The sequence below is a fragment of the Paenibacillus agaridevorans genome (genome assembly GCF_003112455.1).
Taxonomy (GTDB): Bacteria; Bacillota; Bacilli; order Paenibacillales; family Paenibacillaceae; genus Pristimantibacillus; species Pristimantibacillus agaridevorans.
Genome location: NZ_BDQX01000108.1, coordinates 47,536 through 61,605, shown reverse-complemented (window position 1 = coordinate 61,605; position 14,070 = coordinate 47,536). Strand labels below are relative to the sequence as shown.

The following is a 14,070-nucleotide window of genomic DNA, read 5'->3' as shown; positions in this document are numbered from 1 at the left end:
AAGCGTCCACCTGTTACTCTCCATTCATGAAATCAAGCGTACGTAAGTTGGTTATTAGAAAAGGCAGCACTTGTTCAATAAAGTCTTCAGCTGGTTCCTCCTGCGAATGACTCCATTTCAGAACCACACCGTAAATCGACCAACTGATCATCGTTGCAAGCCTCTCCAATTTTCTCAGTTCATGCACCGGAATGTCTTTTATATGTGCTATGCACGAGACAATAACATTATATAGTTGTTGTTTGGCCTCTTCCTCCATCGCATGCGATAGGGTTCGCCGTGAGTTTAGCCGCTTCGTCGTTTCAATCTGCCATTCACAAACAGCCATCATTAACCTTCGCAACAATTCCGGGCCCTGCATTACTGTACCCGAGGGAATCCAAGCGGATAATGTATCTGTAAATGCTTCCTTCATGGTCAACTCTAGCAATTCATATTTATCCTGGTAGTGATTATAAAAGGTTGCACGATTCAATCCTGCCCGATCCATAATATCTTGAATAGATATAGCTTCAAAGTCCTTTTCCGTGAGTAAATCAGCGAATGCATTTTGTATATAATTTTTCGTTCGCTTTGCTCGAGGGTCATTAGGATTAGCTAAACTCAAACTTCATCCTCTCCTTGTACCACAATCTTTTTTGAAAAAAAACTACAATTGAAGCAAATTGTTGTTTACACAACAGATCCGAAACTCTGCTTATTGATCACCTTTGAACATTAATATTATTATACTAATTGACAGTTGTCGTCTAGTCAACATGTGTAGTTTTAATTTATATGCAAGGGAGTTGGAAGAATGAAAAACTTATTCATAGCGGGTGGAACTTCCGGAATGGGCAAAGGGTTAGCGATTCACTATTTGCGCCAGGGAAGCAGAGTGACCGTTACCGGGAGCAACCGTCTCAGGGGAAAAGAATTTCTAGATGAGGCAGCAAGTTTGGGTGCTGCTAACCGCGCCTCCTTTATTCGAGCTGATCTGTTATCTTTGTCGGAAAATCGCCGTGTCATTCAAGAGGTTCAAGCACGACATGAGTCGATAGACGGATTGGTACTCACAGCGATGCAGCAATTCCCTAAACGCAAATTAACGCTGGATGGATTTGAGAGTACGTTTGCTCTCTACTATATTAGCCGGTTTATTCTGAGCTACGGTTTGACGGATTTGCTGGAGAAGGGGAAAAATCCTGTTATTGTAAGCATCGGCGGTACCGGAATGACAAAGGGGGAAATTCATTGGGATGACCTTAATCTTCAGAACAAGTACGGGTTGCTGAAGGCTACTCTGCAAGGAGGGCGAGCAAACGACCTGCTTGGGGTCGCCTACGCAGAGAACAATAAGAACGCGAAAACACGCTTCATTCTAAATCATCCCGGATATACAAACAGTGGCACGAATCATCTAGCTCAGCCGTTTAAATCTATTATGCGCATCATGGGAAAGCTTTTTGCTCAACCGGTGGATAAAAGTATTCAACCGATTATCAAGCTCATGGATCATCCTCCATCACAGCCTCTAATTGCCTGGGACCGGACTAAAGCTGTCGACCTCTCGCTTTCCACACTTAACAAACTAGATGCAATGAAGTTATATCAATTAACGAAACACCTTCTTTAATGCTGAAAAGTGACTACGTATGATGGAGCAAAGTGGAATAAGGAAATCCTGCTTCAATTGGCTGACGAAGCGGATTCGGCGTAGCAGATCGCAGCGGTAGATTTCGATGCCGCACTCCTCCGTGACGTTCACTTAAGATCTCTTTTCATCCACTCCGTCCGCGAGGACTAACCCCCGGGGTTCGCCACCTTTGGGGCTCCAACCCCAAAAAGCCGACCCGTTGGATCGGTTATTGATGCATTATGGAGCCTAGGGGACACAGCTCGTCCTACCTCGCTGTATCATCATGGGATGTCCGAATCCTGATCTAATGGCTGACGAAGCCAACTCGACGAGGACCTTTAGCGGTAGATTCAGACGCCGTGCTCCTCCGCATTCGCTCCGTCCGCGCGGACTGAACCCCGGGGTTCGCCCCCTGGCAATCCATACGAAAAAAGCCATCACGATTTGTGATGGCTTTTCATTCGTATGGAGCCTAGGGGGATCGAACCCCTGACCTCATCGCTGCCAGCGATGCGCTCTCCCAGCTGAGCTAAGGCCCCGAGTTATTGTGGCGACAAGAAAGATCATACCATACAGCAGGAATTTTTGTCAATTCTTTTTTTGCACTTATTTCTGATATGCCTTCATCACATTTTATCGTAATATTATTCCATTCCGCACATTGAGTTTCCTACCCCTTGCAAGGCAATTAGCCCTCGTCCTATGGGGATAAGGGCCGGCCTTATATGGGGATGGATGACGGACAATTAACCGAACTTGCCCGTGATATAGTCCTCGGTTTGTTTGTTGGAGGGGTTTGTAAACACTTTGCTTGTTACGTCGGTTTCGATGATTTTGCCGTTCAGGAAAAACGATGTGATATCGGAGATCCGGGCAGCCTGCTGCATGTTATGCGTTACGATAACAATCGTATAGGATTGCTTCAGTTCGTTGACCAGCTCTTCCACTTTTAGCGTTGCGAGCGGATCAAGCGCGGATGTCGGTTCGTCCATAAGTACGATCTCCGGCTCAACAGCGAGCACGCGAGCGATACAGAGACGTTGTTGCTGACCGCCGGACAATCCCATTGCGGAGGAATGCAGACGATCCTTGACTTCGTTCCAGAGTGCGGCTTGCGTTAAGCTGCGTTCCACGATTTCGTTCAGCTGAGCTTTTTTCTTGATGCCGTGAGCTCTTGGACCGTAAGCAATGTTGTCGTAGATGCTCATCGGAAACGGATTCGGCTTCTGGAATACCATACCGACTTTTTTGCGCAGCTCGACGACGTTAACCGACTTGTCGTAGATGTTTTCGTTGCCGATACGAACCTCGCCTTTGATAGATACGCCCTTTACAAGGTCGTTCATACGGTTAAGCGTACGTAAGAATGTGGATTTACCGCAGCCCGAAGGACCGATAAGGGCCGTAATTTGTTTCTCCGAGATATCGAGATTGATTTTGTGCAGCGCCTGGAACTCGCCGTAGAACAAATCCAGGTCTTGAGCTACGATTTGCGGAGCGGAATTTCCGGTCTCGACTGTATTGCCGGCCGGCACTGCGCCGCTAATGGATTTTATTTGAGTGGTAGCCACGTAAATCCTTCCCTTCTAGTCTGTATTGTTCTACGAGTTCTACGAGAACCGCTTGATCAATCTGCGGAATAACCAGGTTGCCGTCAAATTGATGATAAGAATCAGCACGATCAACACGGCTGCCGTTCCGAATGCCATATCCATGGCTCCCGTCTCCATGGCCACCATGTAGAGATGCAAGGACAACGTCCGGCTTCCGTCCAGCAAGGAATTCGGGATAAGAAGCGTCCCGCCCAGCGTCAGAAGGAATGCCGCCGTCTCGCCGACAACGCGTCCGATCGACAGGATCAAGCCTGTAATGATACCTGGCATTGCGGTTGGCAGGATCAGACTTTTGATCGTCTGCCACTTGGTCGTGCCCAGCGCGAGACTGCCTTCACGAAGCGTGTCCGGTACAGCTTTCAGCGCTTCCTCGGACGTTCGAACGATGGTAGGCAATACCATGGTCACACCAGTCAACGAAGCCGACAGAATCGACCAACCACCAGTGATCGGCTCAAGCAAGATAACGAAGAACGCAAAGCCGAACAAGCCGAAGACGATTGAAGGAATACCTGCGAGAGCTTCCGTAGCGAAGCGGATCATGGAAGTAAGTTTGCCGCGTGCCGTGTACTCGTTCAGGTAGATCGCCGCCCCTACACCGATAGGAGTAGCAATGATCATCGTGGTCCCGACCAGATACAAGGTACCTACAATGGCTGGGAATATACCGCCCTCCGAACCCATTTTGCGAGGATTCGAAGTCAGGAATTCATAGTTGATCATGGAGACGCCTTGACTCAGAATGTATCCGATAATGAAGATTAGCACCAACACCGTCAATAAGCCGAGTCCGCTAAGGCAAGCAAAAGCGATTTTTTGGTTTCTGACTACATTGTTCATAGTTTTTACTTCCTCGCTTTCCGGCGTACCAGCAGTGTCGTGACGGAGTTTAATACGATGATGAACATAAACAATACGATACCTGTGGCAAACAGAGCTTGTTGATGCTCCGGTCCTGCATAACCCATCTCAAGAGCGATGTTCGCGGTCATGGATCTCGCAGGCGCGAACAATCCCGTCCAGTCCATTGCAGGTACTAGCGGCGTATTGCCGATAACCATAATGACGGCCATCGTCTCGCCGAGCGCGCGTCCAACACCTAGTATGACTGCAGTAATAATGCCGGATTTCGCAGCGGGTACAAGCACTTTGTAGATCGTTTGCCAGTGGGATACGCCAAGCGCCAAGGAGCCTTCCTTGTACTCGCGCGGAACTGCCTTAAGGGCGTCCAACGAGATATTGATAATGGTTGGCAAAATCATAACGGCGAGTATGATGGCGGCCGTCAAGATCGAGTAGCCCGTCTGGTAGTTGGCTGGCAAATATTCCGCAAGGGGCCCCCGCTCAAGACTCGAAATGACGCCGCGGACGGCGAACATTCCGAACAAGCCGTATACAACGGATGGAATTCCAGCCAGCAGTTCAACAGCGGGAATAATAATCCGGGATATTCGTTGATGAGCAATTTCCACAAGATAGACAGCTACTCCCACGCCCATCGGGGCGCCGATCAGAATAGCCACGAAAGTTACGTAGATCGTACCTACGATCATCGGCCAGATACCATACACCTGATTCGTAGGGTTCCACACCGTTCCGAATAATACATCGACAATGCCATACTTGAAAAAGATGGGCAAACCTTCGATAAAGATGAACACACCGATTAACAATACGCTAAATACGGCCGTAATGGCTGTTATGAACAACAAGGTTTTAACAATTTTCTCTTCCAGGATCCTACTCAACGACAATCCCCCCACGTCCAGCGGTCAAAATCAGTCAATCTCCATAACAAGCGCGAAGGATAGCGCATGATCTGCTATCCTCGCGATTGCCATTCTTGCATATTGGATACTTATTTTACGGTTACATAACCGTTTTCTGCTACGATTGCCTGTCCTGCGTCGCTGAGAACATAGTCGATGAAAGCTTGGGCTACTGCGCTAGGATCTTTGGAATCGCCAACCAGGAAGTTAAATGGACGTTGGATCGGATAAAGGCCGGATTTGATGTTTTCTTCAGTCGGCTCGTGCTCATCGACTTTAACGGCTTTAACGGAATCGTTCAGACCGCCAGTGGAGATGTAACCAATTGCGTTAGCGTCTTGGCTAACCGCTTCGCGAACTGCGCCAGTCGAGTTCTGGATGATCGCTTCAGCTACGAAAGGCTCTTCGCCAAGCACGATCTCGCCGAAAGCGTCGCGCGTGCCGGATCCTTCTTCACGGTTGATAACGACGATGTTGCCGTCTTTGCCGCCAACTTCGCTCCAGTTCTTGATTTGACCGGAAAAGATGCCTTTAACTTGATCTACTGTCAGGTTTTCTACTTCGTTAGCGGAGTTGGCTACAACCGCGATACCGTCGATCGCGATAACGATTGGCTCGATGCCAGTCTCATCGTCTTTAATGGCTCTGGAAGCCATGCCGATATCGGCTGTTCCGGCTTGTGCTGCTTTTACGCCTGCGCCGGATCCGCCGCCGGATACTTCGATCCGTGCATCGCCGTTTGTACCCATATATGCTGTTCCAAGCTCTTCCGCAAGTGGTTGTACGGACGTGGAGCCCGCTACCGTTACAGACCCGCTAACCTTTGTTTCAGGGGATGGCGAAGCCGCTTCCGTCGGAGCATTGGTAGGTGCGTTTGTCGCCGCGCCGCCCGAATTATTCGTATTGTTGCCGCCGCAACCCGTTACGATCATGGCCGATGTTACTACTGTAAGAATTGCCCCCGAGAACATTTTTTTCTGTTGGATCTTTTTCATTGGTTTCATTCCTCCACCTTTATATTTGTTGGCTACAAACTGAATTATAGAGAGCTTTTTTAAAGCGCGTATATGCGGAGTGTAAATTCAATGTAAAATGTATGCTGTTTGCATGAAAACTTTGTAATCGTCCTGTAACAAAAAAAATCCGATCCCCAAAGGGAACGGATTTCATTCTCGCATATGTCGAATCGGGTAATTACGATCGGTCTCCGCCGGTCAAAGGATGTTTAGACAACAGACTGTTTAGTTCCTTCATGAACATGTCGATATCCTTGAACTGGCGATAGACGGAAGCAAAGCGAACGTACGCCACCTCGTCTACGGGATACAGCTGGCTCATAACAATGGTGCCGATATCGCTGCTGTCGACTTCGGCGACCGCCGTCGTCCGCAGCTCCTTCTCTACTTCGGAGACGATGACCTCGAGCCGTTCGACGGACACGGGCCGCTTCTCGCAAGCGCGAATTAACCCGCGCAATATTTTGTCGCGGCTAAATTCTTCGCGGCTTCCGTCTTTCTTGATGACGATAAGCGGCGTCTCCTCAATCATCTCGAACGTTGTGAACCTGCGGCTGCACTTCTCGCATTCACGGCGGCGACGAATCGACTTGTTTTCGTTGGCAGGTCGCGAGTCCAGCACCTTTGTACCGGCATAATCGCAATACGGGCATTTCATAGGCTTGGCGCCTCCTTTCTAAATTTTAATATTCAAAATACGTGTTCAAAAAGTTTGTTTTTCGGATTTTTTGAACAACCTTTTTTTGCCATACCTTTCCTGTAATGATATTTGGAATAACGCACATAATACAGTTACCAACCGCAAGGAGGTGAACATCAATGAGCTCGAACAACAGCAGCAACAACCTGTTAGTACCACAAGCGACAGCCGCTCTGGACCAAATGAAATTCGAGGTCGCTCAAGAGCTGGGCATCGCGATTCCGCAAGACGGCTACTACGGCAACATGGCGACGAGAGACACAGGCTCCATCGGGGGTTACATCACGAAACGCCTGGTCCAAATCGCTGAGCAATCCCTGGCTGGCCAAGCAGGCCAACGTTAATGTTGATTTATTAAGCTCGTATGTATAACAGAGGTCTTGAAGGTGCTTGTCCCGAAGCGGCGAGCCCTTCAAGGCTTCTCTGTTTATGTTCAATGATCAGGATGCTCAAAATTCCGGATATAAATCCTTGTACTTATTATAATAATAAAAAACTCGTTGTACATAGTGTCTGGTCTCGCCAAAAGGAATCTCGCTTACGGAATCCAATTCCCCGTCCCATTTGCCGCTGTCCAGCCACTTGTTGACATTGCCCTGACCGGCATTGTATGCCGCCACGGCTGCTATGGCGTTGTGATCAAATTGATGGTGGAGCCAGCCGAGATACCATGAGCCTACCTCGATGCTGACATCGGCCCTATGCCGCAGCACATCGTCGTTGACGGCATCGAATCCAGCTTTCTCCACGACCCAATGTGCCGTTGTCGGCATCAGCTGCATGAGACCCAGCGCGCCTTTTCTGGATTCCCTGCCCGTCTCGTAATTGGATTCGGAACGAATAATAGCCGCGATCAAATGCGGTTCCAAATCATAATTTTCGGCGCTGGCCCGTATATCGTCCTTATAATGAACGGGGTACATCCATCTCGCCATCCAGTCCGACTTCAAAAACAGGAAAGCGATCAGCGCCACCAGCAGGATCAGATAAAATCTCTTTTTTACTCGTATTCGTTTTTTCTTCATGGCTGCCATTCCTGCTGCTTCCATAAGTCGTCGATCTGCCGCGCCGTATTTTCTATCGTGCCTCTATTGTCGATTACCCAATCCGCCAGTTTCCGCTTTTCTTCAATGTCCATCTGCAGCGAAACTCTTTGCTCCGCTTCCTCCTTGGACATGCCGTTACGTTCCGCTAGACGATGCACCTGCACATCCGCTGGAACATAGACGACCATAACCCCATCATACAGCTGCACCTGCCCCGTCTCGTAGAGGAGCGGTATATCGGCAACGATCAGCCGACGAGGATTCTCTGCCGATAGTTTATGTATCTTCTCCTGCATGCGCCGCCTAATGGCGGGATGCGTAATACTCTCCAGCATCTTAAGCTTATCTTTATCGCCAAACACGATGTCGCCTAGCGCCTTCCGGTTAAGCGAGCCATCCTCCTGGATGACGGCTTGTCCGAACAGCGCCGCGATTTCGTCCAGCGCGGCTTCCCCCGGCTGGACGACTTCCCTGGCGACCGCGTCGGCATCAACCAAAGCGGCGCCGCGTTCGACAAGCAGCTGGGAGACGGTGCTTTTCCCGCTTGCGATGCCGCCGGTCAATCCGATAATCATGGTCTCACCTCGCACTCGTCACGATTTAGAACAATTTGAAAAGCCCCATTATGATCAACATGATCCCCGGTACAACAGATAAAGCGCCCATCCCCCGCTTCGAAGCGAATCGCAAGCCGAGCTGCGTGCCGCACACGAGAAAGATCGCGCTGGACACCGCAATGACGATGGCAGTCAAGAGAGCAGGCAAGCCGAGCAGCGCCGCTCCAAGTCCCGCGCCGAACGCGTCAAGCGACAAGGCGACTCCCAACATGACCGCCTCGGAAGCGGAGATGATGCCGGAGCGGTCGACGTCCGCCGCTTGCGGCGTGCGCAGAATCTGGATAACGAGGCCGAGCCTCTTAAGCTCCAGCTTAAACATCTGCATGGCGGCGTCTTCCCCGCCCGCCGAAGCAAGACGGCTGTCGCTAATGCCAACAGCGGCTGCAACCGGCCCATGATCATCAGCCGAATCCGGCTGATGTTTGCCTCGCCACAGCTGCACGAGAGCGAAGCAACCGATCACGATAAGGATGGAAGCTCCGACGACCCTGGCGACGTACTCCGAGACAAAGCCGCTCAACCAGCCCCCCGCCTGCATGGATAACCCTATAATCAGCCCTGAGCAGCAAGCGATGATCAACACCGACAGAATCGGAATTCGAATCTTCCTCAGCCCGTACGTCACGCCGACGCCGAAGCCGTCCAAGCTGACGGCAAAGGCCAGCAGAACCAAGGATAACAGATGTGCAATCAACTTCAGGCTCCTCCCCGCAATCAGCGAATGCCGACTAACGACATGATGGGTTAGAAGGGCATTCGCCTATCGTTCGTAACACCATCATCATATGCGGGGAGAGCGCTGCGGTGCACAATGACGTTTTCCTAACGTGCAGGTGAAGGCGAGTTCACCTTGGACTTCAGCGGCTGGCATCGTTCGCAAATATGCGTTCCGCGCCCGCCGACCACGAATTTGGTGATCTGTCTAGAACAGTTCGGACAAGGCTCGTCCTTGCGGCCATAGACAAGCAACTGATGCTGGAACATCCCCATCTCGCCTTGACCGTTCACATAGGACTTGACGGAAGAGCCGCCCGCCTCCACCGCGCGGGACAATGTCTCGATAATGGCGGCATACAATCGCTTCCATTCCGGTCCGCTCAAACTGGACGGCTCCCGTTCCGGGTGAATGCGGGCCTGAAACAGCGCTTCGTCGACATAGATATTGCCAAGTCCGACGATCAGCTCCTGGTTAAGCAGCAGCGGTTTGATCCTCGTCGTGCGCTTTTGAAGGCGTTCGCGAAGCGCAGACAATGTAAACCCGGGCTCCAGCGGCTCCAATCCCAGTTTGTTTAGCGGCGGCAGCAGAAACTCCTCGCCCGGCGAGAACAGATGCATCGTGCCGAATTGTCTTACATCCTTGTACCGCAATTCGGTGCCGTCTTCGAAGCGGAACAGCACATGGGTATGATTTTCTACAGGCTCGTCCGCTTCGAACAGACCATAACGGCCCTCCATGCGCAAATGCGACACCAATATCAAACCGTCGAGCACAATGCGCAAAAACTTCCCTCTGCGCTCCACCGTCTGCACGGTGCGTCCGACAAGCGCCCGCTCAAATGCTTCGGGCTCTGCCGGCCGCTGTATAATTCTAGGCAGCTTTACCTTGACCGATTGAATGGTCTTGCCGCCGATCAGCTGAATTAATGTACGTTTTACCGTTTCTACCTCTGGTAGTTCAGGCATGTCTCCTCACCTCTGGCTACCATTATACTGCATCCGAGGGGACTGTGCGTATTCTTCCTTTACTTCGCCTCATACCAATTATCGCCGTAGCTGACATCCGCCTTTAGCGGCACGTCCAGCTTAATCGCGTTCGACATCACGTCTGGCAGCAGCTTCTTCATCTGCTCCATCTCTTCCGGCGGAACTTCGAATACCAATTCGTCATGTACCTGCAGCAACATGCGGCTCTTTAAACCGCGTTCGCGAAGCTGCTCGTCCATCTGCACCATGGCCAGCTTGATAATATCGGCAGCCGTGCCCTGGATCGGCGTATTCATCGCGGTACGTTCGGCAAACGATCGCAGATTGAAGTTGGAGGCCTTAATCTCGGGCAGATATCTTCTACGGTCGAGCAGCGTCGTTACGTATCCATTTTCGCGCGCCTTTACGACAATATCGTCCATATACTTCCGTACGCCCTTAAACACATTAAAGTATTGTTCGATAAACGCCGAAGCTTCCTTACGCGTAATGCCCAGGTTCTGCGACAAGCCGAAATCGCTGATCCCGTACACGATGCCGAAGTTGACCGCCTTGGCGGAACGTCTCATATTGCCGTCCACTTCCTCTGCGGTCACGCCGAAAACGTCCATCGCCGTCTTCGTATGAATGTCCATATCGTGAATAAACGCTTCCTTCAAATTTTCATCGCCGGAAATATGGGCAAGCACGCGCAGCTCGATCTGCGAATAGTCCGCCGCGAGAATGGACCAGCCCGGCTCCGACGGCACGAATGCCTTACGGATCTGGCGCCCTTCTTCCAGCCGGATCGGGATATTCTGCAGGTTCGGGAATTGGCTGCTCAGCCTTCCCGTAGCCGCGATCGTCTGACGGTAATACGTATGGACCTTGCCCGTCTCCTCGCGAATCTCCTTCAGCAAACCTTCCACGTAGGTAGATTGCAGCTTGGCCAATTGCCGGAAGTGAAGGATCGGCGGTATAATCTCCGAATATGGCGCCAGCTCTTCCAGCACTTCGGCATCTGTGGAATAGCCGGTTTTTGTTTTTTTCCTGGCTGGAAGACCCAGCTTCTCGAACAAAATTTCTCCAAGCTGCTTCGGAGAGTTGATGTTGAACTCCGCTCCGGCCTTACTATAGATATCGGCCATAATGGAAGTCAGCTGCGACTCCAGTCTCTCGCCCAGCGACTGCAGCTCACCGCGCTCCACCTTGATCCCTTGGTGTTCCATGCCTGCCAACACTCGTGACAGCGGCTGCTCCAAATCAAAATAAAGCCCGCTCATTCCCGTCCTCGTCAACTCTTCGTTAATAAATGGCACAAGCCGCCGCACGGCGTCAGCCTTAAGCGCGAGGTGACGATGCAGCGTATCCGGCTCAGGCACCTTAAACTTTGCTCCCTTGCCGTATACGGCTTCGTCCGAAGGAACGCCCGTCTGGCCTAGCCGCTCATTGATGGCGCTCAGCGACAACTGGGTATCCGTCGGATTAAGCAGATAAGCCGCTAGCTGCACATCCAACGCGGCTCCTCCGAGAGCGATACCCGCCCAGCGCAGCGCCAGCTCCGACTTATGCAGGTCGAAGCCGTATTTCGGACGCTCCTCGGAAGCCAGCCACTCGCGTAGGCCTTCTGCGTATCCTGCCTTCAGCTCCTCCAGCGGGAATACGAATACTTCATCCTCCAAGGCGAGGGCAAGACCAAGCAGCTCTGCGTGATGCGGATTCTCGCCGATCGCTTCTATGTATAAGCCATGCTTGTCCGATGATTCCAAGGACTTCAGCAGCCTGCGGATCTCTCCTTCGCCATCCTTCCCTCCCGTCGGAACAGTCACATTAAGGCTGGCTGCGGCTGCCTTGGCGTCTGATTCGCTTGCGCCGCTCTCCGATGCCAGCTCCAGCCGCTCCAGAAGCGTCCGGAATTCCAGCTTGCGCAGCGACTCGCCGAGCTTCGCAGCGTCGTAGCCGTCCCAGCGCAGATCCTCCGTCTCCCGATCCAGCGGCACCTCGCGGTAGATCGTCGCCAGCTTCTTGCTCATGACGGCGTCGTCCTTGTGCGTCTCGATATTGTCTTTGAGCTTGCCCTTGAGCGCCGCCAGGTTGTCCAGCACGTTCTCCACGCTGCCGTATTCGTGCAACAGCTTAAGCGCCGTCTTCTCCCCCACGCCCGGCACGCCGGGAATATTGTCTGACGTATCGCCCATCAACCCTTTGAGATCGATGATCTGAAGCGGTTTCAGGCCGTATCGCTCGTCGATGGCTTCCGGCGTATACCAGTCCACCTCGCTGACGCCCTTGCGCGTAACCGCCACCGTTACGCCGGGCGAGGCCAGCTGCAGCATATCCTTGTCGCCGGTAACGACAATGGCTTGCACGCCGGATTCGTCGGCTTGTTTCGTAAGCGTGCCGATAATATCGTCGGCCTCATAGCCGGATAACTCGAATTGCTTAATGTTAAAGGCCGAGATCAGTTCTTTGAGCACCGGAAATTGCTCCGACAGCTCCGGCGGCGTCTTCTGCCTTCCGCCTTTGTATTCGCTGTAGCCTTCGTGGCGGAACGTCACCTTGCCTGCGTCGAATGCGACCAGCACATGCGTAGGTTTCTGCTCCTCCAGCATCTTGAGCAACATCGTCGTAAAGCCGAAAATCGCATTTGTATGCAGTCCGGCAGAATTCGTGAGCGGCGGCAGCGCGAAAAACGCCCGATAAGCGATGCTGTTGCCGTCGATTAACATCCATTTTTCCATAGGTTCGACTAGCACCTCGTTTCCAACAGTCAATAACTTCCCCTTATTATAACACAAAAAAAGTCCATCCCAAGCAACGGAGCCGCAGCTTGATGAAGGACTTTTCCGTCATAACTTGTTACCGAATACGAATCAAAGCTAACCTAAGAAAGCAATAGACCGTTTCACTTTTCTCGCGAATGCAATGGGATTATCGATCGACTCCCAATGAATATACATAAGACGCGGGTTCTCAAACAGCCAATGATTATGAACGGCTGTTACTTTGATCCCGTTTCTGCGAAGGTTTGACAGCAGTTGATTAACTTGACTCTGAAAAAGGGCCGTTTCCCCTAAACAGAGTGCGCGGCCTGAACTGTCCAGTGATTCAAACGAGAACAGCTGATAACGGACTAATGGCGATGTGGTGCGCCGCCCTAATATTGTGGCGTTGATTTTCCTGTTTCTGGACACAAAACAAACTGGACCTTTTGTTATTTCATGTTCCGTTCCGCCTAAAATGGCTGAAAATTGGTTGCAAAGTCTTCTAAATCGAGGACTTGCTTTCGCTTGAGCCGCCATAAGATATCATCCTTTCATACTATGCTATGAATACAGTTTCAGCGTTTAGCTGCATTAACCCAAAAATGCAATGGATTCCTTGGTTTTTCTAGCAAATACAATAGGATTCTCGATGGCTTCCCAGTGCAAATACATTAATCGAGGCGTTTCATTTAGCCAGTGATTGTGAAGCGCAGTCACTTTTATTCCGCGTTTACGTAGATTCGACACCAATCGATTAACTTGATTTTGATGAACGGCAGTCTCGCCCAAACAAAGCGCGCGACCCGATCTATCAAGAGATTCGAACGAAAACATTTGCATTTGAACGAGAGGGGAGCGCGTTTTTCTTTTCAGGATCGTCGCCCTTAAGTTTGTCATTCGCATGACAAAACAAACCGGCCCTTCATCAACTTCCGATTCACCGCCCAGGATTCTTCCGAATTGGGTACAGAGTCTTCTAAATCGAGGGCTAACGTTCATCTTTGCCGCCATATAAAGCCTCCTCTAGTTATTTTCCGAATATCTTATGATCAATGAAGCAATGGTGCATGGGTAAACCACTATGGTACAAGTATGAGGCGCAACTTTAGGCTCCACTCACCGCCCTCGCGTTTCTCCCTAATATGAAAAAGCCGATCGGAAATCAGAACAAATCTGAATTTCGTCGGCTTTGTAGCAATCAATTGCTCATGTTACATATAGAGGTTCAATTCAAGAGGAATAA

General features: G+C 51.0%; 15 protein-coding genes and 1 tRNA gene. 2 read left to right on the top strand and 14 right to left on the bottom strand.

The features are described from left to right. Positions 1–13: 13 nt before the first annotated feature. On the bottom strand, positions 14–607 hold the full coding sequence (locus PAT3040_RS11535; RefSeq protein ID WP_108992768.1) for a TetR family transcriptional regulator: 594 nt from the start codon (positions 605–607) through the stop codon (positions 14–16). Positions 608–796: 189 nt separating this feature from the next. Between PAT3040_RS11535 and PAT3040_RS11530 the strand changes: the two genes are divergently transcribed. Then, the gene (locus tag PAT3040_RS11530; RefSeq protein WP_108992767.1) at positions 797–1,615 is read left to right on the top strand and encodes an SDR family NAD(P)-dependent oxidoreductase; all 819 of its coding nucleotides are present in this window, start codon (positions 797–799) and stop codon (positions 1,613–1,615) included. Between the two features lie 469 nt (positions 1,616–2,084). Here the strand turns inward: PAT3040_RS11530 and PAT3040_RS11525 are convergent. The 6 genes from PAT3040_RS11525 to nrdR all read right to left on the bottom strand — a co-directional run bounded on the left by PAT3040_RS11525 (position 2,085) and on the right by nrdR (position 6,674). After that, a tRNA-Ala gene (locus PAT3040_RS11525) sits at positions 2,085–2,157 on the bottom strand. Between the two features lie 207 nt (positions 2,158–2,364). After that, entirely contained in the window at positions 2,365–3,153 is a 789-nt protein-coding gene (pstB, locus tag PAT3040_RS11520) for a phosphate ABC transporter ATP-binding protein PstB (protein WP_087568079.1), read from the bottom strand. A gap of 75 nt (positions 3,154–3,228) precedes the next feature. Beyond that, entirely contained in the window at positions 3,229–4,071 is an 843-nt protein-coding gene (pstA, locus tag PAT3040_RS11515; RefSeq protein WP_087567919.1) for a phosphate ABC transporter permease PstA, read from the bottom strand. Positions 4,072–4,076: 5 nt separating this feature from the next. Beyond that, positions 4,077–4,979: a phosphate ABC transporter permease subunit PstC gene (gene pstC / locus PAT3040_RS11510; RefSeq protein WP_256975616.1), complete on the bottom strand. Its 903-nt coding sequence runs from the start codon at positions 4,977–4,979 to the stop codon at positions 4,077–4,079. 110 nt (positions 4,980–5,089) lie between these two features. Continuing rightward, entirely contained in the window at positions 5,090–5,995 is a 906-nt protein-coding gene (locus tag PAT3040_RS11505; protein WP_108992766.1) for a phosphate ABC transporter substrate-binding protein, read from the bottom strand. A gap of 199 nt (positions 5,996–6,194) precedes the next feature. Further along, positions 6,195–6,674 carry a transcriptional regulator NrdR gene (gene nrdR / locus PAT3040_RS11500; protein WP_087567916.1) on the bottom strand — a complete coding sequence of 160 codons (480 nt, stop codon included), beginning with the start codon at positions 6,672–6,674 and terminating at the stop codon, positions 6,195–6,197. Positions 6,675–6,835: 161 nt separating this feature from the next. On the opposite strand from nrdR, the gene PAT3040_RS11495 reads away from it, so the two are divergent. Continuing rightward, entirely contained in the window at positions 6,836–7,060 is a 225-nt protein-coding gene (locus PAT3040_RS11495) for an alpha/beta-type small acid-soluble spore protein (protein WP_108992765.1), read from the top strand. Between the two features lie 105 nt (positions 7,061–7,165). Here the strand turns inward: PAT3040_RS11495 and PAT3040_RS11490 are convergent, their stop codons facing one another. From PAT3040_RS11490 to PAT3040_RS11460, 7 genes are all read right to left on the bottom strand, one after another. Beyond that, positions 7,166–7,741, bottom strand: a complete 576-nt coding sequence (locus PAT3040_RS11490) for a lytic transglycosylase domain-containing protein (protein ID WP_087567914.1) — start codon at positions 7,739–7,741, stop codon at positions 7,166–7,168. Then, positions 7,738–8,337: a dephospho-CoA kinase gene (gene coaE / locus PAT3040_RS11485; RefSeq protein WP_108992764.1), complete on the bottom strand. Its 600-nt coding sequence runs from the start codon at positions 8,335–8,337 to the stop codon at positions 7,738–7,740. The genes PAT3040_RS11490 and coaE overlap by 4 nt, the downstream gene beginning before the upstream one ends. 25 nt (positions 8,338–8,362) lie before the next feature. Then, the gene (locus PAT3040_RS11480; protein WP_181376565.1) at positions 8,363–9,073 is read right to left on the bottom strand and encodes an MntP/YtaF family protein; all 711 of its coding nucleotides are present in this window, start codon (positions 9,071–9,073) and stop codon (positions 8,363–8,365) included. A 128-nt stretch (positions 9,074–9,201) separates the two neighbouring features. Continuing rightward, positions 9,202–10,062: a DNA-formamidopyrimidine glycosylase gene (gene mutM, locus PAT3040_RS11475; RefSeq protein ID WP_108992763.1), complete on the bottom strand. Its 861-nt coding sequence runs from the start codon at positions 10,060–10,062 to the stop codon at positions 9,202–9,204. Between the two features lie 59 nt (positions 10,063–10,121). Beyond that, positions 10,122–12,803 (bottom strand): DNA polymerase I, encoded by a 2,682-nt coding sequence (gene polA / locus PAT3040_RS11470; protein ID WP_108992762.1) that lies wholly within the window; start codon positions 12,801–12,803, stop codon positions 10,122–10,124. A gap of 138 nt (positions 12,804–12,941) precedes the next feature. After that, positions 12,942–13,364: a DUF1259 domain-containing protein gene (locus PAT3040_RS11465; protein WP_108992761.1), complete on the bottom strand. Its 423-nt coding sequence runs from the start codon at positions 13,362–13,364 to the stop codon at positions 12,942–12,944. A 54-nt stretch (positions 13,365–13,418) separates the two neighbouring features. After that, positions 13,419–13,838 (bottom strand): DUF1259 domain-containing protein, encoded by a 420-nt coding sequence (locus PAT3040_RS11460; RefSeq protein WP_108992760.1) that lies wholly within the window; start codon positions 13,836–13,838, stop codon positions 13,419–13,421. Positions 13,839–14,070 lie beyond the last annotated feature (232 nt).